The 22,234-nt window shown below is 66.2% G+C and carries 17 protein-coding genes; 6 read left to right on the plus strand and 11 right to left on the minus strand.

Annotated features, from left to right (window positions below):
* The 3 genes from istA to BMX29_RS04585 all read right to left on the minus strand — a co-directional run.
* Positions 1-1,526 (minus strand): IS21 family transposase (istA, locus tag BMX29_RS04580; protein WP_092810798.1); only part of this gene is annotated, 1,526 nt, incomplete at its 3' end.
* A gap of 186 nt (positions 1,527-1,712) precedes the next feature.
* Complete coding sequence (locus BMX29_RS18760) at positions 1,713-2,573, minus strand: hypothetical protein (RefSeq protein WP_139196922.1); 861 nt, start codon at positions 2,571-2,573, stop codon at positions 1,713-1,715.
* A complete protein-coding gene (locus BMX29_RS04585) occupies positions 2,573-3,805 on the minus strand; it encodes a tyrosine-type recombinase/integrase (RefSeq protein ID WP_244889143.1) in 1,233 nt (410 codons plus the stop codon). The genes BMX29_RS18760 and BMX29_RS04585 overlap by 1 nt, the downstream gene beginning before the upstream one ends.
* A gap of 481 nt (positions 3,806-4,286) precedes the next feature.
* On the opposite strand from BMX29_RS04585, the gene minC reads away from it, so the two are divergent.
* The 4 genes from minC to BMX29_RS19725 all read left to right on the plus strand — a co-directional run bounded on the left by minC (position 4,287) and on the right by BMX29_RS19725 (position 9,655).
* On the plus strand, positions 4,287-5,033 hold the full coding sequence (minC, locus tag BMX29_RS04590) for a septum site-determining protein MinC (RefSeq protein WP_092810801.1): 747 nt from the start codon (positions 4,287-4,289) through the stop codon (positions 5,031-5,033).
* Positions 5,030-5,878 (plus strand): septum site-determining protein MinD, encoded by an 849-nt coding sequence (minD, locus tag BMX29_RS04595; protein WP_043843636.1) that lies wholly within the window; start codon positions 5,030-5,032, stop codon positions 5,876-5,878. The genes minC and minD overlap by 4 nt, the downstream gene beginning before the upstream one ends.
* Positions 5,875-6,156, plus strand: a complete 282-nt coding sequence (minE, locus tag BMX29_RS04600; protein WP_175471120.1) for a cell division topological specificity factor MinE — start codon at positions 5,875-5,877, stop codon at positions 6,154-6,156. The genes minD and minE overlap by 4 nt, the downstream gene beginning before the upstream one ends.
* Positions 6,157-6,805: 649 nt before the next feature.
* Positions 6,806-9,655: a Hint domain-containing protein gene (locus BMX29_RS19725; protein WP_139196924.1), complete on the plus strand. Its 2,850-nt coding sequence runs from the start codon at positions 6,806-6,808 to the stop codon at positions 9,653-9,655.
* Between the two features lie 234 nt (positions 9,656-9,889).
* Here BMX29_RS19725 and BMX29_RS19845 read toward each other — a convergent pair whose 3' ends face one another.
* The gene (locus tag BMX29_RS19845; protein ID WP_425314271.1) at positions 9,890-10,408 is read right to left on the minus strand and encodes a phage tail protein; all 519 of its coding nucleotides are present in this window, start codon (positions 10,406-10,408) and stop codon (positions 9,890-9,892) included.
* Here BMX29_RS19845 and BMX29_RS04615 point away from each other — a divergent pair.
* Positions 10,322-11,605, plus strand: a complete 1,284-nt coding sequence (locus BMX29_RS04615; RefSeq protein ID WP_092810805.1) for a multicopper oxidase family protein — start codon at positions 10,322-10,324, stop codon at positions 11,603-11,605. The two genes, BMX29_RS19845 and BMX29_RS04615, sit on opposite strands and share 87 nt — an antisense overlap.
* Positions 11,595-12,014 carry a hypothetical protein gene (locus BMX29_RS04620; protein ID WP_139196926.1) on the plus strand — a complete coding sequence of 140 codons (420 nt, stop codon included), beginning with the start codon at positions 11,595-11,597 and terminating at the stop codon, positions 12,012-12,014. The genes BMX29_RS04615 and BMX29_RS04620 overlap by 11 nt, the downstream gene beginning before the upstream one ends.
* 82 nt (positions 12,015-12,096) lie before the next feature.
* On the opposite strand, the gene BMX29_RS04625 is transcribed toward BMX29_RS04620, so the two are convergent.
* The 7 genes from BMX29_RS04625 to BMX29_RS04655 all read right to left on the minus strand — a co-directional run bounded on the left by BMX29_RS04625 (position 12,097) and on the right by BMX29_RS04655 (position 22,133).
* Positions 12,097-13,317, minus strand: coding sequence for a glycosyltransferase family 4 protein (locus BMX29_RS04625; protein WP_092810810.1), 1,221 nt, complete (start codon positions 13,315-13,317; stop codon positions 12,097-12,099).
* Complete coding sequence (locus tag BMX29_RS04630) at positions 13,314-14,525, minus strand: right-handed parallel beta-helix repeat-containing protein (protein WP_175471123.1); 1,212 nt, start codon at positions 14,523-14,525, stop codon at positions 13,314-13,316. The genes BMX29_RS04625 and BMX29_RS04630 overlap by 4 nt, the downstream gene beginning before the upstream one ends.
* Positions 14,522-15,979: a class I SAM-dependent methyltransferase gene (locus BMX29_RS04635; RefSeq protein WP_092810814.1), complete on the minus strand. Its 1,458-nt coding sequence runs from the start codon at positions 15,977-15,979 to the stop codon at positions 14,522-14,524. Before BMX29_RS04635 ends, BMX29_RS04630 begins: the two co-directional genes overlap by 4 nt.
* A 1-nt stretch (position 15,980) precedes the next feature.
* Positions 15,981-16,946: a glycosyltransferase family 2 protein gene (locus BMX29_RS04640; RefSeq protein ID WP_175471124.1), complete on the minus strand. Its 966-nt coding sequence runs from the start codon at positions 16,944-16,946 to the stop codon at positions 15,981-15,983.
* Between the two features lie 148 nt (positions 16,947-17,094).
* Positions 17,095-18,510 carry an O-antigen ligase family protein gene (locus BMX29_RS04645; protein WP_092810818.1) on the minus strand — a complete coding sequence of 472 codons (1,416 nt, stop codon included), beginning with the start codon at positions 18,508-18,510 and terminating at the stop codon, positions 17,095-17,097.
* A gap of 12 nt (positions 18,511-18,522) precedes the next feature.
* Positions 18,523-19,560, minus strand: coding sequence for a glycosyltransferase family 2 protein (locus BMX29_RS04650; RefSeq protein WP_092810820.1), 1,038 nt, complete (start codon positions 19,558-19,560; stop codon positions 18,523-18,525).
* Positions 19,561-19,700: 140 nt separating this feature from the next.
* Complete coding sequence (locus BMX29_RS04655; protein WP_092810822.1) at positions 19,701-22,133, minus strand: LamG domain-containing protein; 2,433 nt, start codon at positions 22,131-22,133, stop codon at positions 19,701-19,703.
* Between the last annotated feature and the right edge of the window lie 101 nt (positions 22,134-22,234).

The raw sequence follows: 22,234 nt of genomic DNA on the forward strand, positions 1-22,234 counted from the left end.
TCACGTCCAGCACCTGCGATCTTTCCATGGTCCGGTCTCCTGAGGCTGTCGTAGCGTCTGCAATCGGCGACCGGCTCGCAGCTCAGGCGCAGTGCATCCGGCGTCGCGATGGTCAATGGCGGCGCCGGCTCGCGGCGGCGGGCGAGGATGTTCAGCACGACGGCAGACGAATGGACGCCCTCGCTCAGAGCCTCGGCGCAGGCCGCATCCACCGCGTCCGGGCCGTCGGTCAGGATCGAGCTCAAGATCTCGACCATCTGGCGGTCGCCGTTCGGCTCCCGACCGAGCTTGCGCTGCACGCGCCGCATCGCCGCCGGCAATTCCCAGTCCTTGAACGGCGCGCCGTTCCGCAGCGCGCCCGGCTTGCGGGCGAGCACAGGCACGTAATGCAGCGGATCGAAGATATCCTTGCCGCGACCGAAGGCGCGGGCGTGCTCGCCGACAATCTTGCCGTCCTGCCAGATCTCGATGCGCTCGGCGTAGGCACGAACCTCGACAGCCCGGCCGACGGCGCGGGCGTCGACCGAGTATCGGTTGTTATCGAACCGCACGAGACAGGTCTTGGAGACCGAGGCGGGAACAGCGTGGAAGCCATCGAACCGCCCGGCATAGGGCACGAGGCTCGGCTGTTCCTCCTCGAACACCTCCCAGGTCGTCCGGTCGCGCATCTCCGGATGGGGGTGCGACTTCGCCCAGGCGACGCAGCGGTCCTCGAGCCACGCGTTGAGCTCGGCGTAACTCTTGAACTGCGGCCGCGGCACGAAGAACCGCCGGCGGACGACGCCGACCTGGTTCTCGACCTGGCCCTTCTCCCAGCCCGAGGCGGGCGTGCAGGCGACCGGATCGACGAGGTAATGACCGCACATCTGCTGGAAGCGGCGATTGTAGGCGCGATCCCGGCCGACGAAGATCGTGTCCACCGCCGTCTTCATGTTGTCGTAGATGCCCCGCGCGCAGGCGCCGCCGAAGAAGGCGAACGCCTTGTCGTGGGCATCGAACACCATCTCCTGAGTCTCGCGAGGATAGGCCCGCACGAACAGCATCCGGCTGTAGCAGAGCCGGACATGCGCGACCTTCACCGTCGTGGTCACACCGTCGATCAGGACGACCTCATGACTCCACTCGAACCGGTAGGCTTCGCCGGGATCGAAGCTCAAGGGCACGTAGGCGGCGGCCGAGGCCTCGCGCTCCGCCCTCGCCCATGACGAGGCGTAGCGCCGGACGGCATCGTAACCGCCTTCGTATCCAAGAGCCTGAAGTTCCTCGAAGAGCCGGATGCGCGTGAGCCGGTCCCGCTTCGGTTTGCGGGCGTTCTCGGCCAGCATCCTGTCGAGCTCCTCCTTCCACGGCCCGATTTTCGGTTGCGGCTGGACGCTGCGCTCGTAGCTGAACTCCGTCGCTCCGGACCGGATCACCCTGCGCACCGTGTTCCGCGACACGCGCAGCTCACGGCAGATCTGCTTGATCGGCTTCTTGTCCTGGAAATATGCCCGACGGATCTTTGCGATCGTTTCCACCACCAGCATCCCGAACACGGCTCCCGACTGTTCTCGGGAACACGTTGGACCACCGCATCAGGGGGGTCCCGTTTGGAAGCCGATCACCCCGCTACGGGGTTACTTTTCCACGCCTGTCCACAGGCTCGGGACATGACGTAATTTGACGGGATTGTTTCAGCGATAAAGATGGGCAGCTGGGCATGGGGTGGGCGTTTAGCGCTTGCCCGCCTGCCCACGTGCAGTCCAATCCTCGTAAAGGCCGCGCTGCCTGAGGGCTCGGACAATAGTCCTTCGGGAATAGCCGACCTTGGCTTCAACATCTGCCCATGTCGCCTTACCCTTACCGTCAGGGAATGCTTGTTCGACGCACGACATCACTGCCTGATGGGTCGAAGCGGGTTTTGTGTGGCTCGTCTTATATCCGTCGTCTGAGGAAGCGAAGAACCCCAACGCCCCGAAAAGCTCTTCTTCAAATTCAGGTAGCTCATAAGGACTGATGCAAATCCCCCACCCGAGGTAGGGGCGGGCGTGCTTTTCAATGAAAAATTCGGCTATTTCTTCATCGCCATGTCCGTAAGAACTTCCGGTGAACAAATTCCGTGAATTCGCCTTGAGTGCTATCACACCACTGTCGACGTCTATTGCGGGAAACCTCGCCCAAGCATCTCTAGCACGGAAATTCCCATCGCGATAAAAGTGCAGGTACGAATGTGTCTCGCTTTGCCCGAATTTTTGGCTGTCTAAAGGCCAAGACCACCAATCGAAAGCATCTCCGTGGGCTGTGAGCGGCTTGGGGCATCGCATGCGCACACCAGACTTCGAACAGAGCGTGACTTCAAAGACATCAAGAATATTGGCAACCAACCAAAGGTCGCAAATCTCAAGACAAAATTCGGCTTCGGAAAAGCTTGCTGCAAAACCGTCTGATACGAGTCTCTTGATTATATCACGTCTGTGCGGCGTCTCGCTTCCCGGTGCAGCGGAAAGCTTCTTTCGGAAGCAAATTGTGTCAGTCCAGCTAGGCGCATACTTACAGAGGTCATCGAACGAATAGTAACCCTCGGGCGTGTACATTAGCCGATCCGCGCAACGCGAGAAGGCTGGAGCTCCAGTTGCACCTCCCAGCTGCGCATGAGCTTAACGCGCTTTTCGAATAGGTCCGACCGCGCATAGGCCGCTTCCGCCTTGTTCTGGATGGTGTGCGCGAGAGCCGCTTCGGTGACTTCGCGCGGCATGTTCGTCCGCTCCTGCGCCCAGACCTTGAATGTCGAGCGGAAGCCGTGAACGTGCACGTCATAGCCCATCGCCTTGACCAGCTTTGTCAGCGTCATGTCTGAAATCGGCTTGCCCGCCTTGGTGCCCGGAAAGACCAGCCCGCTTGTGTCGCCCATCCGCGCACCCAGCGCCTTCGCCTCGGTCAGCACCGCCACTGCCCGGTCGGACAACGGAATGCGGTGTGCCTTCTTCGCCTTCATGCGTTCCGCCGGGATGGTCCATTCGGCGCGGTCCAGGTCGATTTCATCCCAATGGGCTAGGCGGACCTCGCCCGATCGGCAGGCGGTAAGAATGACCAGCTCAAGCGCCAGTTTGGTCAGGTCGCCCGCCTTGGCCGCGCGCAGATCGGCCATGAAGCGGGGCAGGTCGGCATAGGGCAGGGACTTGCGCGGCTCCTGTCCCTTCTCCTGACGGGGCAGTGCGGCGCTGATGGTGTCGGCGGGATTGTCCTGCCGCCAGCCCTGCGCGACCGCCCATTTCATCACCGTTGCGATGCGCTGGCGAACGCGGCGGGCGGTCTCGGGCTTGCTCAGCCAGATCGGCGTCAGGACGGCAAGAACGTCAGCCGTCGAAACCTCCGACACACTGATGCGCCCCATGCGGGGGAACACATAGGTTTCCAGCGTTGTGAGGAATTGCGCCGCGTGTTTCGGGTTGCGCCAAGAGGGCCGGTGTATCTCGTGCACCTTTCGGGCGGCTTCCTCGAAGCTCAGAACGGCGTTGGCCGCGCGCTTGGCGCTCAAGGGATCGCCGCCGCTCCGCGCGCTCTTGCGGTTGTCCAGCGCGGCTGTCCGCGCGTCTGCGAGCGACAGGAGGGACACCGGGCCAAGGCCAATTTCTCGGCGCTTGCCGCGAATGACGATGCGCTGCACCCATCGCTTCGCGCCGCTCGGGTCGACCTTGAGAAAGAGGCCGTGCCCGTCGAAGTATTTGCCGGGGTCTTTGACTGTCCGCACGAACGCGGCGGAAAGCGCCTTCTCGGGATGCTGCCCGCTCTTGCGTACCGATGGTTGAGTTTGCCCGTCCGCCAATTTATCCCCCATTCTAGATAGGAATATGGCGGACGGCGCTGGAACACACAAGACAATCGTGCGGGGCAAGCGTCTGTTTTTGCTACGACATGGGAATTGGTCGGAATACAGGGCGGCAGACACAGCCTCCGCCATCGCGCAGCTCCAGTCCCACGCCCGCATGGCCTCAGGGCGAGGTAGCTGCGCTCCGTTATGGTGCGGGGCGACGGGATTTTATCGCCGGGGGACGCCGCGACCGACGGGCTTTCCAGGCCGGCGGAGCCGGCGACGGATCCGCGACGCTGTTCCTGCTCGCTGCTTTCCGGACCACCAGCCGCGAGGCCGCTACGCCGCCTCCGGTGGAGGATTGCCGACAGCGGCTTCCCGCTGATATCGGGCCCCGCGCGAGATTCGCCGTGGCACTCGCGGCGCAACGCTTTAGCCAGAGCGAAAACGGGGCGGCCCGAACCGCCCGGAACACGAGCAGGAGCACAGCATCACCGTGTCGTCACGTCACGCGCAGGACCGGCGCGCGCAAGCGCCCGCAACCGTCAGGCCATTCCAGTTCCGCGGCAGGTTCCTGACCGCGCTCGCCCTTCGGCTGGAGGGCGCCCCGCCCGACGAGGCCTTCTTCGAGGCACTCGACGAGCAGTTGCAGCAGACGCCGCAATTCTTTGCAGAAGCGCCGGTGGTGCTGGACTTCGCGAATGCGCCGGGCATCGCCACGACCGAGAAGATCCGCGACCTCGCGCGCGCGCTCCGCGAACGCAAGCTGCGGGTCTTCGGCGTGCAGAACGCGGGCCCCGTCGACCAGTCGGCCCTCGAGGCGCTGGGTCTCATTCCGGTCACGGCCGGTCGCGACGCTCCTGCCCCGGAGGACGGCGCACGGCGCAAGCGCGGTGTCGAGAAGCTGCTGCCGCCGGACAACAAGCTGATCACCACGCCGATCCGGTCGGGTCAGACGGTGGTGGCCGAACGCGGCGACCTGACCGTGGTCGGCTCGGTCGCGTCCGGCGCCGAGGTCGTCGCCAGCGGCAGCATCCACGTCTACGGCGCCCTGCGGGGACGGGCCATGGCCGGCGCCAAGGGCGACGAGACGGCGCGAATCTTCTGCCAGAAGCTCGACGCCGAGCTGGTGGCGATCGCGGGCCTCTACCAGACGAACGAGACGCTCGATCCGGCGGCCCGCAATCGCTGCGCGCAGATTTACCTCGAAGACGAAAAATTACTCATGGAGGCGATCGCATGACGACGCATCTGAAGGAAGAGCCGCCCCTCGGACGGGTCATCGTGATCACGTCCGGCAAAGGGGGCGTGGGCAAGACGACCTCGGCCGCGGCGATCTCGGCCGGGCTCGCCAAGCTGGGCCACAAGACCGTCGTGATCGATTTCGACGTCGGCCTGCGCAACCTCGACATGACGATGGGCTGCGAGCGCCGCGTGGTGTTCGACTTCATCAACGTGATCCAGGGCGACGCGCGGCTGAAGCAGGCGCTGATCCGCGACAAGCGGCTGGATACGCTGTCGATCCTCCCCACCTCGCAGACCCGCGACAAGGACGCGCTGACCAAGGAGGGCGTCGAGGCGGTGCTGAACGAGCTCAAGGAAGAGTTCGACTACATCATCTGCGACAGCCCCGCCGGGATCGAGCGCGGCGCGCAGCTGGCGATGTATTTCGCCGACGAGGCGGTGGTCGTGACCAACCCCGAGGTGTCCTCGGTGCGCGACAGCGACCGGGTGCTGGGTCTTCTCAGCAGCCAGACCAAACGCGCCGAGACCGAAGGCGCCGAGCCCATCAAGGCGCAGGTTCTGCTGACGCGCCACGACCAGGCCCGGATCGCCAGCGGCGAGATGATGACCGTGGACGACGTGCTGGAGATCCTCGCGGTGCCGTTGCTGGGCATCATCCCGGAAAGCAAGGCCGTGCTGCGGGCCTCCAACGTCGGCACTCCGGTCGTGCTGGACGAACCCTCCGCCGCGTCCCGGGCCTACGAGGACGCGGTCGCCCGCCTCACCGGGCAGGAGGTGGAGATGCGCACCCCTGGTGACACCCGTCCGGGCCTGTTCCAGCGGCTGTTCGGGCGGTCGGCATGAGCCTGTTCGGTATCTCCCTCAAGTCGCGGCGCCCCAAGACGGCGCAGACGGCCAAGGACCGGCTTCAGATCCTGCTGGCCCACGAGCGCGGGCGCGGGTCGGACTCGCCGGACTACCTGCAGGACCTGCAGCGCGACATCGTGCAGGCGGTGCGGAAATACGTCGATATCGGGCTGGACGATGTCGATGTCCGCATGGACCGGAGCAACGACATATCGAGCCTCGAGATCAACGTCGAGATCCCGTCCGCGGCCGCCAAGTCGGCCAAGAAGTCCTGATCGCAGCGCCTGCCGGCCCCGAAAGCCGGCAGGTGAACCAAGTTGCGCCGCCAGAGGTTCGCGACTGGCGACGCGGCCCGTGGCGCGCACTCCCGTCCGTAGTCCGGGGCAGGGGCAAGTGGCCGCTCGCCGGGATTGCCGCGGGCGGAGGCGGTGCCGACAGGTGATCGCCGGCCGCACGCCTCCGCTCGCGGTATCCATCATCGCATGGCCGGTCCGGCCGAACGGGCCTGACCGTGGCGCACCTCCTGGCGTGAGCTGCCCGGAGGGGGCGCCGAGGGTTGACCCCCGCATCACCACATGCCCCATCGCATGCGCGACGCCAGGCATCCGCGCGCGTGCTGAGGCGCCGGATGCGCCGCCACCCGATCTCAACGCAGCGGAATGACCTTTGCACTGCGCTCGGCCCCGCGCCCAGGCAAGATCGTGCTAAAGCTTTCGGTCGCAAGATCTCGGAAACTCGGCTGAAATTGTCTCGTTTGATCGCGGCAACGGAATTTTACCCGACCCGTCGTACAAGATGTGAGCAAAGTACCTGCGTGGGTCGTCTGGAACGGGGGAGGGCAACCAAAGGCCCGCTTTCCACCCAAATGTCGCCTCATAGCGGCGCGATGGCGTCACAAAACACGACGTGAAAGCCGACTTTACCTTGGCCAGCTCTACTGACTTCGACATCATCTCCCTCGGTCTGCTGCCCCGGATCGATACGACCGAGGGCAACGACACCGCCGAGAACGCCTCTGCGCTCCTCGGACTGCACGGGTCGGCCTACGATCCTCTGTTCGACCGCATCCAGAGCCTGTCCGCTGTCGATACCTCCACCGGCGACCTTGGGCTTTACGACAGCAACAACAGCGGCGGCTACGACCAGTTCTCGGTGGATGGCGGCCCGGCGCGCAATTTCGACAGCGTCGCGGCCTACAACGCCACGCTCGTCTACGCCGACGGCACGACTGCGACGATCACGGCGACGGTCTTTCAGGACACCGACGGCAATACCTTCCTCGCCCCTGAATTGACCGCCAACGCCGACCAGGACGCGCTGACCGCCAAGCCGATCCTGATGGTCTCGCTCGACTCGGTCGCCGCCGCCACCGGCGACATGAACGCCACCCGCGAGCAGGCCGATTTCGGAACCGCTGTGGACGGCACCACGGGCAATGACAGCATCTCGCTCGGCTATGCCGACGCGGACGGTGACGCGGTCACCACTGGCGTCGATGCCATCGAGGGGGGCGCCGGCAACGACACGATCTCGGGCGGGGGCGGCGGCGATTTCATCGACGGCGGCGCGGGCGACGATTCCCTTTCGGGCGGCGCCGAGCGCGACATCCTCATGGGCGGCACCGGCGCCGACACCATCGATGGCGGCGGCGGCGACGACTACATCCTCTACGGCTCTGGCGACGACGTCGTTCATGGCGGGTCCGGCAACGACTACATCGACGACCAGCAAGATGTCCGCCTCGCCGGATTCAATTACATCGACGCGGGTGCGGGCAACGACACGGTCTGGGCGGGGCTCGACGACGACACCGTCCACGGCGGGTCCGGCAACGACAATATCTCCGGCGAGGAAGGCAACGACAGTGTCACCGGTGGTGCCGGGAACGACACAATCGATGGCGGATCGGGGACAGATACGGCCGTCTACACCGGGGCGGTCGGGGAGTACCTCTTCGGGCGCGGACCCTCCGGCCAGCTGATCGTGGTGGACGCCGTCGCCGGGCGCGACGGGACCGACTACCTGATCGCGGTCGAATACCTCCAATTCGACGGCACGACCTATCGGCTCGTGCAGGGCGACGACGCGGACAACCTCAGCCTCCAGGGCGTCGACGACGGCGTGCCGAGCCTCGTCATCGGCCACGGGGGCAACGACAACGCGCTCGGCTACGCGACCCCGGACTACATGGCGGGCGGCACCGGCAACGACACGCTGACCGGTGGCGCGGGCAACGACACTCTCGTGGGCGAGGACGGCAACGACAGCCTCCTCGGTGGCGACGGGCAGGACAGCCTCGTGGGTGGGGCAGGACAGGACTCGCTCTATGGCGAGGCCGGGAACGACTACGTCGACGGCGGCGCGGGCGACGACAGCATCACCGGCGGGGCCGGCGACGACACCCTGACCGGCGGCACCGGCATCGACTCGCTCTGGGGCGACTCCGGCTCGGACACGTTCATCATCCATGACACCGACGGCACCGGCTTCGTCTATGCCGGCGAAGATGGCGATCCGTTGCCCCCGGACACCGACACGCTCGACTTCGAGGCGGCTGGCGCCGGCGGGGCCGACGTCACCTTCGGTGGCTGGGAATACGGCACCTACACCTTCGGGGCGGCCACCGGCCAGTTCTACGAGGTGGAGGCCGTCGACGGCTCGCAGAACGCCGACAGCATCGACGCGACCCTGTCGCCGGCCGACATGAGCCTGGCGGGCAACGGCGGCGATGACACCATTCTCGGTGGCTCCGGCGCCGACACGATCTCGGGCGATGCCGGCAATGACAGCCTTTCGGGTGGCGACAGAGACGACCTCGTGACCGGCGGAGCGGGGAATGACAGCCTCGGCGGCGGTGCGGGTGACGACGTCCTCACCGGCGGGGACGGAGACGACGTCTTCACCTACCAGCCCGGCGACGGGGTCGACACGATCACCGATTTCGGCGCTGGCAACACCGGCACGATCCGCGACGGCGACACCACCAACAACGACCGCATCGAGCTGGCGGCCTTCTACGACTCGCTGGTGGAACTGCGCGCCGACTTCGAGGATGACGGGCTGCTGAACCAGTCCAACAGCCTCGAGAATGGCGGCCTCGTCGATTATTCCGACAACGCCCGCTTCGGCGCGGGCGATGCGCTCATCGTCCAGGGGGCCGATCGCACCGCCTTCACCACCGAAAGCACCGGTGTCGTCTGCTTCACCGCCGGGACCCGCATCCTGACGCCGTCGGGCGAGGTCCTGATCGAGACGCTCCGCCCCGGCGACCTCGTCATGACCGAGGACGCGGGTGCTCAGCCCGTCCTCTGGATGGGCCGCACCAGCCTCGACGCGGAACGTCTCGAAGCCGAGCCGCACCTGCGCCCGGTGCGCCTGCGCCCGCATCTGACCGGCGCGGCCCGCGATCTGCTGGTGTCGCCGCAGCATGCGATGCTGGTGGAAGACCGCCTCGTGCGCGCGACGCACATGGTCAAGGCGGGCTGGCGCGGGGCACGGGTCGCCGAGGGACGCAAGCAGGTCGAGTACATCCATCTCCTGCTGCCGCGCCATCATCTCGTCCGTGCCGAGGGTGTGGTGAGCGAGTCCATGTATCCCGGCCCGCAGGCGCTTGCGGGGCTGGACTTCTCCGCGCGACGCTCTCTCCGCGCCGTGCTGCCGAACCCGGCGGCCTACGGCCCCCCGGTGCGCGAAATCGCGGCCTTCCGAGACCTCTCGGACATCCCGGGACGGCTGCTGTCGCCGGCAGACGCAGAGCCGCGACTGACTGCCTGACGCCGAGCGGTGCCCGGTCTCGTAGCACAGGCTTCGGGCGCTTCGCGGAAGACACGTCGCTTTGCACGTCGAGAACGGTCTGCCGCGCGCGGCCGTCGATGCGCATGTCGTCGCCTGCCTCGGACCGGAAGCAGCCGGTGTTCCTGTCGATGTTCACGTCGCCGCTGTCGGCCCCGCTGAAGAAACCGCAGAACTGAAGGCCCGTCTGCGCGGAGATGTCGATACCCGTCTAGGTCAGCGTAGCCGTTGCATCGTTGAAGATAGCGAGGAGAATGCCGTCGATGTCCTCGGCCCGCCGGCGGGCTCGCTCGTTGCAGCATTGTCTTCGGACGCCATCAGGCCATGGCTGTGCCGCGGCCGGCCCGCGGTGGGAACGACCCGCGACACCGATCCGCCAACATCGCCGTGCCGAACTGCGGGGAGGGTCGGAGACGCTCCAGCCCCGACGACCGTGCGGCCCCACAGGTCGGGCTGGGCAAAGGCCGTGCGGCCATCGCCGCCGTAGATCGTGCCAAGGCGAGAGACGAGCGCGGGGTTCGACTGGACCGCGATGAGCGCGCCGTTGGCTTCGGCCCAGAGCTGCGGGCAGAAGTCGTAGCCGACACTGAACAGCTGGCCGAAGAGTGGATCGGTCTGCGCGTTGGTGGGCGTCGGTGACTCAACGACATGGAGCCCGCGGGCCTGCCGCCGTTTCAGAACGGCGGACCGACCGCCGCGCAGGAGGCGCTGAATTACACCAACATCCACACGCACGGTCTTCAGGTGTCGCCCGGTGAGGGAACCGACAACGTCTATGCAGTCGTGAAACCCGGTGAGTCGCTCGACTACACTTACGACATTCCCGGTCCGGACAGCGGGCGGCCCCAGCCGCCCGGACTTTACTGGTATCACCCGCACAAGCACGGCTCGACCTCGCACCAGGGCTGGCAAGGCCTTGCCGGCCCGATCGTCGTGGAAGGCGACATCGACGAGGTGCCCGAAGTGGCCGCGGCGCGCGAACGCGTGATGGTACTGAACGAGATGCTGCTGAACGAGGCCAGGCAGGTGCCGAGCGCGGTGATCGTACCCACGGTCGGCCCGGTGCCGTTCACCTCGGTGCCCGCGATGCCGATGGACATCCTCTTTCCGATCAACGGTGTCCTGCAGCCCGAGATCGACATCCACCCCGGAGAGACACAGCGCTGGCGCGTGCTGGCGGCGGGACCGCACCGGTTCTTCCATCTCAGACTCGATGGTCACGCGCTGTGGCAGATCTCGCAGGACGGCGTTCCGTTCGCGCAGGCGCGCGAAAAGGACAGCATTCTTCTCGCACCGGGCCAGCGGGCCGAGTTCATCGTAAAGGGCGGGCCGCCCGGGCGCTACGCCTTCCGTGCGCTGGCTTATGACCAGGGGCATCCGGGCGGGCCGCGCCCGGAGAAAGTGCTCGGCACGGTGGTGAGCGCGGGCGCGCCGATGGACGGCCCGCTGCCTGGCAAGCTGGTGGACCCGCCCGAGATACCGGAAGACGCACGCACGGTGGTGAACACCCGGACGGTCACGTTCGAGGGCAACATTGCAAGCATCCCGGTGCGGTTCTACCTCGACGGCAAGCCCTTCAGCGCCAGCCGGATCGACCAGACGGTGCTGGCCGGGACGACCGAAGAGTGGCTCCTGGTGAACGATGACGTCTTCCAGCACCCGTTCCACATCCATGTGAATCCGTTCCAGGTGATCGAGATAAACGGGGAGCCGACGGGCGACGACAGCTGGTGGGACACCTTCGCGCTGCCGCCGCTCGGAACCGCGAAGATCCGCATCTACTTCCGGCCCGACGTGACCGGCCTGACGGTCTATCACTGCCACATCCTGCCGCACGAGGATAACGGGATGATGGCCAACGTACTTATCTACGGCGACCTTCCGACGGGCTTCGGACCGGTCGCCGGTCATGGAGGCGCGCATGGCGGATAGGTTGAAAGCGCTCGCGATCCTTGCCCTCGGGCTCGGCATCGCCGGGACCGCGCCCGCGCAGGATGCGCGGCCGGTGGTCTTCACGCAGGCCCATGACGGCACCGTCCAGCCGATCGCCTCGGGCGTGGCGGTGCAGGTCCAGCTTCCGGCCGGGCCTGTCTTCTGGGAGGTGGAGGAGATTAGCCGGAACGCCACCCTCATCGCCCGCTCCACCTATCCCTCGCCCGGGCGTGTCCCGGGCTCGGTCGCTGTCGAGGTTCTGGATTTCGCGCTGCCAGAACAAGGGCGCGCAGTGATCGTTCTGCGGCCCGTCGGAACACCGGAAGGCGCCACCGGAACGGGGGAAATCCACGGAACCGCCTTCGCCGCGCCGTTCAGCCTGACGCTCGATCCCGTGCGCGCGGAGTGACGGTGCGCGGTTTCGCCCTTCCCCGGCGCCGAGCGCCTTGCGTTCGAGGCGAATGGGCCCGCGCGCGTCAACGTATGCTGCCTCAGCCTGTCGGGGACGAGGCATCCACGGCAAGCGCCTGCGGCTCCTCGCGGGGCACGCGCCGGCCGGCTGTCTTCCGGTCCCCGGCAACGTCCCGCGCTTGCACCAGGGCCTCCGCTTCCTCCCGGATGGCGTTCGCCCAGGCCGACCAGCTCAGCCGGTTCAGGAACGTCTCCCTCGCGGCGGCGCACATACCGAGATAGCGCGCCTCGTCGCGCCAAAGGGCGTCGATGCCGGCGACAAAGTCCTCTGCCGCCGCTTCCGGGGCGAACAGCAGACTGTCGCGCCCGTCCGTCAGGATCGACGGCACGCCCCCCGTGGCCGTGGCGATAGACGGCAGGCCGTGCGCGCAGGCCTCGCAGTAGACCAGCCCGAACGCTTCCTGCCGGGAGGGCACGAAGAGGAACGAGGCCGAGCGGAACAGCGCATCGAGCCGGGCGGCGTCGGCGGGGTCGGATTTGTCGAGATGGCCGTGCACGGTGATGCCGTCACCGGGTCCGTGAAGCGGCGGCCGGCACCCGACGATGTGCAGCGTGGCCTCCGGGTATCTCCGGCGCAGCCGCATGAAGGCGTCAAGCAGGAGGGGGCCGCCTTTCCGCTCCCAATCTCCCCCGATAAAGAGAAAAGACGGTGCCGCCACGCCTTTGCGGCGTTCCGGGCCTGATGTCGGTGCATCGCCGACGTGGACGTTCGCGCCGAGCGGGACCACCTTCTTGCGACAGTGAGCGAGCGGGTAGTGATGCTCGGCGGAGTCCATCGCCCATCGGGACGTCAGGCAGAGCGAGGCCACTTTTTCGAGGAACCGGCGCTGCACGGCATCGCCTCGCTTGCGCGAGCGTTCGCTCAGCCCGGACATGCCCTGGTAGTAGCCCACGATCGTGGCGAAGAGCGCATCGGCAGCGTGGACGACGGGGACCGTCTCGGGAAGATCGCACAGCTTGTGGCTCGCACCGACCGACACCACCACGTCCGGCGCCGCCCGGGCGAGCAGCCGAGACACGCGGTAGCGGTACAATCCCAGGATCGAAGGTTCGCGCAGCAGATCCAGGCCCAGGCGGCGCGATACCTTTCCCGCGTGGAAAAGAACGGCGTCGAGGATCGGAGTGTCGATCAGGACCGTGTCCGGATGGGCCGCGCGGATAGCGTGGTAGCTGTGGTGCGGCGTACCGCTCCAGTACTTCGCGTTCGTTGGCGACCAGAGCGCGATGAAGGCGATCCTCATCGCGTTGCACCACCATTTTCGCGTGCGAGCAACTCCATCAGCCGGTCGTATGCGCCGTAGTTCTCGGCTTCGCTGCCGGCGACGGGGGCCAGGCCCTCGAGCGTCACGCCAAGGCCCTCGTCGGCGTTGGCGAAGAGATCGTCGTAATGCCAGGCGCCGTTCGGGTCCGCGTTCTGCACCACGAGGTTGCCGCCCACTTCACCGAGAGCGTGGCCGGGATAGGCGCTCTGGATGTTGCCGTAGCTCTGGCCGTCGGGGACCATCACGAAGGTCGCCTTGCTGCCGGTACCGGGGATGTCGAGCACGGTGTTGTTGCGGGCGACCACGTTGGTGCCGCTGGTCACGGAGATGCCGCGGATCATGCCCGTGACGATGATGTTCTCCTCGATGAGCACGTTGGTGTAGTGCGCATCGTCCATGAAGATGCCCTGAACGTTCGACGCGGTCTCGGGCAGGTAGACGTTGCCCCGAATGGTGATGTCGCGGGAATCCGAGCCCTGGAACTGGATGAAGTCGAGATGAGCGCCGTCGCTCGGGTAAACGTGGCTCGCGCCGATGTTGTCCTCGATCAGCGCGCCGTCGATGCTGAGGAACTTGAAGCTGTCGTTGCCGATGTAGTCGATCGTGTTGCCCGACACGGTGAGATCGAAGGTGTTGATGAAGGTGCCGCCGTTCTTGACGTCGTGCACGTAGTTGTTCGCGAAGGTGATGTCGCGCGCGTCGTCCGAGCTGTAGAGGCCGTAGTGACCGCTGTAGTTCCCGTCGACGGGGCCGTTCACCTCGGAGTTCACGAAGGACACGTTGGTGCTGCCGTCGGTCACGCCGACGACGTAGGAGGCCCCGCTGCCGTTCGAGGGGTTGTCCACGTGGACACCGTCGATGCGGACGTTGTCGGAGTTGCTCACCGAGACGGAGTCGAACTTCGCGCCGAGGCGGTTCTGGGCGACGATGGTGACCTCGCTGCCGAAGCTGCGGTTGTCCACGTCGAGGTCGCCGTAGCGGCCGTTCGCCAGCACCAGCGTCTCGCCGCCACTGGCGGACGACAGCGCGTCGAGCAGCTCCGCGCGGCCCTCGATTATCGGGCCGATGCGGGTCGCTCCGGAAGGTGAGACGCCGCACGCCACAAGCGCGCAGGCGAGCAGGACCGACAGCCGTCCACACCGCAAAGAAGCAACGGATCCATCGCCGGTATGGAGTCCGCCGGTCATCCCTGCGGTGTTCCGATCGGGGCCGACACGGCGGTTGCGGTCGGGGCCAGCCAACGGTCCGCGGCACCCAGGGTGAGGCGCGAGAGCCATTCCTTGCCCGACGGGACGTCGTAGGTGATGTGGTCGAGCCGGAACCCGGCCTGCTGCATCCAGCGCCGCACCGTGGCCGGATCGGTCCGGTGAATGCCGCTCCGCGCGAAATCGCCCGCGTCGGCACGGTCCGGAAAGGAACGTCGTTCACGTCTGCGGTGGACGGTCTCGCGCAGAGATTGCCAGTTCCAGAAGCTCAGGACGACGCGGCCACCGGGTTCGATCACCCGCGCGGCTTCGCGCAGGGCGGCCACCGGGTCGGCCACGAACGGCAGGTAGAAGTTCATCAGGACGCTGCCATAGGCGCCCGGTTCAATGCGCCCCAACGGATCGTCCGCGTCGATGGGCAGCGTGGTGACGCCGCGCAGTTCTGACGAGGCGGCGATCACCGGATCGAGGGGAATGGCATCGACCGCGTGGCCGCGCTCCACGAGGTTGCCTTCGGTCTGTCCCTGGTCGCAGCCGACCGACAGTATCCGCGCGGGCGTCGCGGGCATGGCAGCGACGGCGCTCGGAAGCGGCGCGCTATAGTAGCAGCGGTCGTATCGCGCGGTCGACGGCACGCGCCGTTCGGGGCGAAGGAGTTCGGCAAGCGGCACACCGGCGCGGGCGTGCCGGCAGATCGCGGCGAGTTGGAGGTCGATCTCGGCTTTCGGCACGCCGATCCTCCCCACATACTTGTCCGGCATGTGGTGCAGGCTGAACTCTTCGATCCGGGAGACGCAGATCAGCCTTTGCAGGCCACATCCGGTGTAAGGATCGGTGGCGGCCGAACAAAGCATGTCGTAGCGCCCGACATGCGGATCCCGCAGGAACCCGCCCGAGGCGATGCAGTGCTTCAGCTTCCGCCGGCTCAGGATGAAGGCCGCGGAGTGCTCGTTGGAGTAGTTGGCGAACACCTCGCCCTTGATGACCTGCACGGTCGCGGGTTCCCAATGGTAGGACCCGTGAACGGTCGAGTAGTGCAAGGCGCCGTCCGGGCCGATCTCGTGACGCAGGAAGCCCGCGATGCAGTGGTCGGGCAAGGTCTCCTCGACCTCGGCGAAGGCATCGAAATTCGCCTGCGTGATCAGCGTGTCGTTCTCGGAGTAGATGAAGTAGTCGAACTCGTCCTGTCGCTCGGCGAAAAGCGCCTTGTGCGCGAAGGGAAGAGACCACGGATCGGGACTCGGCAATCCGACGCGAACCTCGACATCGGCGCCGAGGTCCTTCGGCTCGTTTGACAGAACGACGATGGAAACCTGCTGCGAGAACCCGCGATAGGTCTCGATCAGCTGTTCCAGATACCGCCGGTTCGACGCCCCGTAGCTTGCAATGGCGACGAGGATCGAGGCCGGGCGTGGAGGAGCTTCGTGACGTCCCATGTCAGTGTGCGCCCGCCCGCGCGATGCTCTGCGAGCTCTGCTGCCAGCTCGGGCGCAGACCGAGAGAATATTTCACATCGATGTAAAGCCACTTGGGATCCGTCGCGAGAAGCCGCGCCAGGGCCCAGCGGCACCGATTGCGCGCGTCTCTCTCGGGCACGAGTTCCGAGATCGCGGTGAAGAGGTCGCGGATGTGCACCATCCTCAATGCCAGATCGTTGTCGGAGAGCCAGTGGCCGCGTTTCGCGCCGGCATTGAACCAACGCCGCCGCGCGGCGTGGGACGTGTGCGCGGCGGTCGAGATGCCTGCATGCACCCGGCGATCGAACAAGGTTTCCGGGATTTCCGCGAACTGTCCCAACAAGGACAGATGCGCCAGCAGGATGAGGTCGGAGGCGAGGAAATCCTGGATCAGCCTGGTGCGGCGCAACTCGTCGGTCCGGATGACCCCGAAGATCGGATTGCAGAGGCCGCGCTGACGCATGAAGTTGCGCCGAAGATAGGCGACGAGACGATCCTCGGCGGTCTCTCCGCGTAGATCGAGACCGTCGTCGAAGGGCCCGATGACGCGGCCGGCACCGTCGATGACGTCGGTGCGCGGGTAGGCGAGAACCGCCTGCGGGTTCGCCTCGAGGGCGTCGATGCACGCCTCGAGGAAGCGCGGCCGCAGGTTGTCGTCATGGGCCGCCCACTTGAAGTAGCGGCCGCGAGCCTCGTCGACGAGCAGGTTGTAGTTCGGAGCCGCGCCGAGGTTGCGCGGCTGACGGATCAACCTGACGCGAGGATCCTGCTCGGCGTATGCGGCGCAGATATCGGCGGTCTCATCCTCCGAGGCGTTGTCGCTGATGATGAGCTCGAAGTCGCCCCAGGTCTGGGAGAGGATCGAGTCGATGGCCTCTCTCAGGTACTGCGCGCCGTTGCAGACGGGCAGGCCGATGGAGAGGACAGGACGGCAGGACTGCGTCATGCACGACTTCCGGAATGTGAGGGGGCGCATGGGTCGAGCGACCGCGTGTGCCCGGGAATCAAGGGTGCCCGAAACAGGCGAAAAAGGAACTGGGTCAAACTATTGCGGGGCGAGTGGTCTTTGGCAACGCGAGCCTCGACCGAATGTCTCAAGTCTTGTGACGTTGTGAAGAATTCTCGCTCCGCGTGTATTTCGGATGGCGCTGGGCGTAATCCTCCGTGTCGCGGGACCAGGTTCGCCGGGGCCGCGTCCCCGCTCCGCAGGGAGCGGAGTCGGTTTCTTCGCTCTCCTGGGTGTCGGACGCGCCAAGCAGCCAGGCGCCCGAGCCGAGCAACAGCATGAAAAGGACGTAGATGACCTTCCAGTAGTGAACCGTCCAGCCGGCCAGGTAGAACCCGGTCATGCAGACGAGAAAGCCCAGCCTGTACGACGCGTCGCGGTCGCCGAGGCGTGGCTTCAGCGCCACCAGAATGACCATCGACATGAACGCGAGATGCATCAACAGGCCGGCCGGCAGGCCGTGACGCACGGCCGAGACGATCCAGAACATGTCCATGCTGTCTCCCATCCACCACGGCCGGACCCAGTCGCCCGAAAGCCCGATGCCGAACAACGGGTGCTGCTGGATCGAGAGCACGCCGAACTCCCAGATGCGGATCCGGTTGTAGGCCGTCGAAGGATTGAAGGCGAAATATGTCAGGAACAGCTCCGGCACCGATCGGTTCGCGGCGATTTCGAGCGAGATCCATAGTGTGCCTACCCCGCACAGCAGGACGGTCCACCGTTTCCGGAACCGATGCAGAGCACTGTCCCAGGCGATCAGGCTGGCCTGAGAAACCAGGGCAGTCAGCGGCCCCGAGGAAAGCGACAGCGTTGCGACCAGCGCCACGAGCGCGGTCTGGGTGATGCGTATTATGCGGGGCCGGTCATAGCCGAGGACGAAGTAGCATATGGCGAAACCGCTGCCGCAGAAGACACCGAAGAGGATCGGATGGTAAAACGTCAGCGCCACGCGATCGAGGCCCCAGCGCGGTTCTTTTGGCACATCGGCGTAGGACGGCCAGACCTTGTTCGCGACGCTCAGCAGGTAGTTCTGCCCGGTCAGCGTTTCGTGGAGCGCGAAGGGCAGCATCGCGAGGATCATCAACACGAGAAAGCGCGCGACACTGCGAAAGTCGGCGGCGCTCCGGACGAAGCAGCGCCCGACGAGGTATGCGCCTAAGGTTTCGACAGTGTTGATCCCGGCAGCCTCGACGACGCTGGACGCCCCGTCGACCACAACCATGCTCAGCACGGTCCAGAGGCAGAACAGGATGAGAGCGATATCGGGCAAAATGATCCGGCCCGCGCCGCCGCTGAGCCAGATCTTCATGCAGGGCAGGAAGAGCAGAAGCAGAAGGAACCTGTCCGCCGTCAGGAACAACGGCCCGACGGGAAAGAAGAACGGCACGGCGAGCGTGAACAGGAGCAGCTTGGCGGGCCAGGGACCCGTCCGCGCCTGACTGACGGCGGCGGGCCCTGCTGCCGGCCGGTCAAGTCGGAGATCAACGCGTGCGTCGGTCAAGTCGGCCCCCGGTCATCCGTAGCCTGCACGCCACGTTGCGCGCTGGCGCCACACGTCCGACCAGGCAGCGTGCCGTTCGCGCCAGCGTGGACTGGAGGTCAGGCGCGCCAGGCAGAGAGACACGGCCACCCGAGACAGCGGCCAGCAGGTCAGCGCCAGAACCCCGGCGCGGCGCTGGCCGCGCGGGAAGTGACGCCGGATCAGCGTGGTCTTGGCGCGCAGGAGCATCACAAGCTTCTGGGCGCGGGCCTTGGAAGACGCGCCGACGTGATGGACGATCCGGGCGTCCGGCGTGATCCGTGGCGCGGCACCGGTGGCACGCGCCCTCATGCACAGGTCGTATTCCTCGCCGTACATCGTGAAGGTCTCGTCGAACCCGCCGAGCGCGCGCCACGTCTCCGCCTCGATCAGGAAGAAGCAGCCGGACACCACGTCGACCGCGCGCTCGTCGTCGCGCTGCCAGCCGCCATAGCTCTCGGGGTTGAACAGGGCGCTGCGGGGCAGGGCGTGCGACAGCCCGAGGGCCTGGCAGGCCACGCTCCAGAGGCTCATGCGGCCCCAGCAGCTCGCGGCGTTGAGGCTGCCGTCGGCGAAGACCGTCCGTCCGCCCCAGATGCCCGCCTCTGGCCGGGTGCGCGCGAAGTCGAGAAGGCGGTCGATCGCGCGGTCGAGCACCACGGTGTCGGGGTTGAGAAGGAGGATGTAGCGTCCGCGCGCGGCGCGTGCGGCGTGGTTGTTGGCCTTCGCGAAGCCGAGGTTTTCGGGACACGCGGTCAGGGCAAGGTCCGGAAATGCCTGGGCTATGGCCTTGGCCGACCCGTCGGTGGAGGCGTTGTCCCAGACCAGCACCTCGTGAGGGGTTCGGGTCTCGGCCGCGACCGACCGCAGGCAGTCGAGCGTCATCTCTCGGGTGTTGTAGCTGACCACCACGATGGAGACGATCGGTTCCTGTGACCCGTCCGAGGCGGATGTAGCGGAGTCGGCGCGTCGCGCGATGCGGGCGGACCGGTCGCGCACCGGCACGTCAAATGGATCGGGATGGTCGCGCATCCGTCAATCGCTCCAAAAAAATGTCTTCAAAAATATCCTGTCGAGTATCCACGCTCCTGCCGTTTTGACAACAGAAATGAAGACGCCCCCCGCACGTCTGACCGCGCGGGGGGCGCTTTGGCCCGTGAAAGGCGTCGCCGTCAGCCGATGGTGTCAGCCTCGGCGATGATCTGCTGCACCTCGTCGGGGCTCCAGACGTCCTCGAGGATCACGAGGTCCTCGATGGTGCCGTCGAACGAGTTGCGCGAGCCCGGCTCTCCCGAGGCGCTGCCCCAGCCCAGGCCGCCGACCTGCAGGTATTCCGGGCTCGATTCCCAGCTCATGCCGGTGTCGACGGTGTCGACCAGTTCGCCGTCGAGCCAGACCTTGGCTTCGGCGCCATCGAAGGTCAGCTGAAGCCCGTAGGGACGGTTGGCCTCGATTCCGTCGACCGAGACGGTCTTTTCGGAGGCGCCGTCCTGGAAGCGGACCTTGAGCGTGTCGTTCTCGAGGTAGACGCTGAGGTGGTTGCCGTCGCCGGCGAAGTAGCTCGCATCACGCGTCAGGATTCCCTCGCGGCCCGACGTGTCATCGGTCTCGAAGGTCAGTGCGATGGTGCCGTCTGCGATGTTGAGCGCATCGCTCGGAGCGAATTCCAGCACGTCGGACTGTCTCTCGAAGTCCATCGGATCGAGCAGCGACAGCGCCGCGTCGGCCACGGTCGCCGACGGGCCGTCGGTCGGGGTCGGCTCGGGGTCGGTCTCGGCGTCCGGCTCGTAGGCGGGAACCACGCCGTCGGCGAGGATGCTCTCGATGGCCGAGGGCGTGCGCACGCCGTCCACCAACACGACGTCGGAAATCGTGCCCGACATTGCGGCGGTGAAGCCGGACGCGCCCGATGCGCTGCCCCAGCCAAGGCCGCCGAGCTGCATGTACTCGACATTGTCCGCCCAGCTCATGCCGGTATCGACCGAGCCGACCTTGGTGCCGTCGAGCCACGCGACCGCCTCGGTCCCGTCGAAGCCGACCTGGAGATCGTAGGCCTGGCCGCCCTTGATGCCGTCGACCTTGATCTCCTCGGACGTCTCGCCGTCCTGGAAGCGCATACGCAGGATGTTGTTTTCGACATACGCGGCGAAGTGGTTGCCGCCGCCGCCGAAATAGGACGCGTCCTTGGTCACGAGACCCTGGCGCGAGGATGCCTCGTCTAGCGTGAACGACATCGCGAGGGTGCCGGCGTCGAGTTCGAAGGCGGCATCGTGCGCGACTTCCATCACGTCCGACCGGCTGCCGATCGAGAGGTCGCCCACGAGGCTGAACGCGGCGCCGTCGAGCGTGCCGGTTTCCGGGGCAGCCACGTCGCCCGAGGTGTCCTCGGTCGGAGCGGCAGGCTCTTCCTCGACCACGGGCTCTTCGGTCGAGTCCGGCTCTTCGGTGGTATCGGGCTCTTCGGGCTCGGTCGGCTCTTCGGGCTGGGTGGGGGCCGGCTCGGGCTCGTAGGACGTCCCGTTGAGCAGCTCCATCAGCCGGTCGTATGCGCCGTAGTTCTCGGCCTCGCTGCCTGCGACGGGGGCCAGGCCCTCGAGCGTCACGCCAAGGCCCTCGTCGGCGTTGGCGAAGAGATCGTCGTAGTGCCAGGCGCCGTTCGGGTCCGCGTTCTGCACCACGAGGTTGCCGCCCACTTCACCGAGAGCGTGGCCGGGATAGGCGCTCTGGATGTTGTTGTAGCTCTGGCCGTCGGGGACCATCACGAAGGTCGCCTTGCTGCCGGTACCGGGGATGTCGAGCACGGTGTTGTTGCGGGCGACCACGTTGGTGCCGCTGGTCACCGAGATGCCGCGGATCATGCCCGTGACGATGATGTTCTCCTCAATGAGCACGTTGGTGTAGTGCGCATCGTCCATGAAGATGCCCTGAACATCAGCCGCGGTCTCGGGCAGGTAGACGTTGCCGCGAATGGTGATGTCGCGGGAATCCGAGCCCTGGAACTGGATGAAGTCCAGGTGGGCGCCGTCGGAGGCGTAAACATGGCTCGCGCCGATGTTGTCCTCGATCAGCGCGCCGTCGATGCTGAGGAACTTGAAGCTGTCGTTGCCGATGTAGTCGATCGTGTTGCCAGACACGGTCAGATCGGAGGTGTTGATGAACGTGCCGCCGTTCTTGACGTCATGGACGTAGTTGTTCTCGAAGGTCACGTTGCGCGAGCCGGTGGAGCTGTAGATCCCGTAGTGGCCGCTGTAGTTCCCGTCGACGGGGCCATTCACCTCGGAGTTCACGAAGGACACGTTGGTGCTGCCGTCGGTGATGCCCACGACGTAGGAGCCACCGGTGCCGTTCGAGGGGTTGTCCACGTGGACGCCGTCGATTCGGACGTTGTCGGAGTTGCTCACCGAGACGGAGTCGAACTTCGCGCCGAGGCGGTTCTGAGCGACGATGGTGACCTCGCTGCCGAAGCTGCGGTTGTCCACGTCGAGGTCGCCGTAGCGGCCGTTCGCCAGCACCAGCGTCTCGCCGCCACTGGCGGACGACAGCGCGTCGAGCAGCTCCGCGCGGGTCGAAATGGCAATTGTTTCGCCACCTGTTGGCATTCTCATTTCCTCTCGTTCTATGCCGAGCCGGGAAAAAGTGTGTCGCGGCGTATGGCATCAGGATCGCGCTTCAGACCCCGGAAAGACCGGGCACACGGCAGGGTTCG

The sequence above is a fragment of the Roseivivax marinus genome, from assembly GCF_900109705.1.
GTDB classification, from domain to species: Bacteria; Pseudomonadota; Alphaproteobacteria; order Rhodobacterales; family Rhodobacteraceae; genus Roseivivax; species Roseivivax marinus.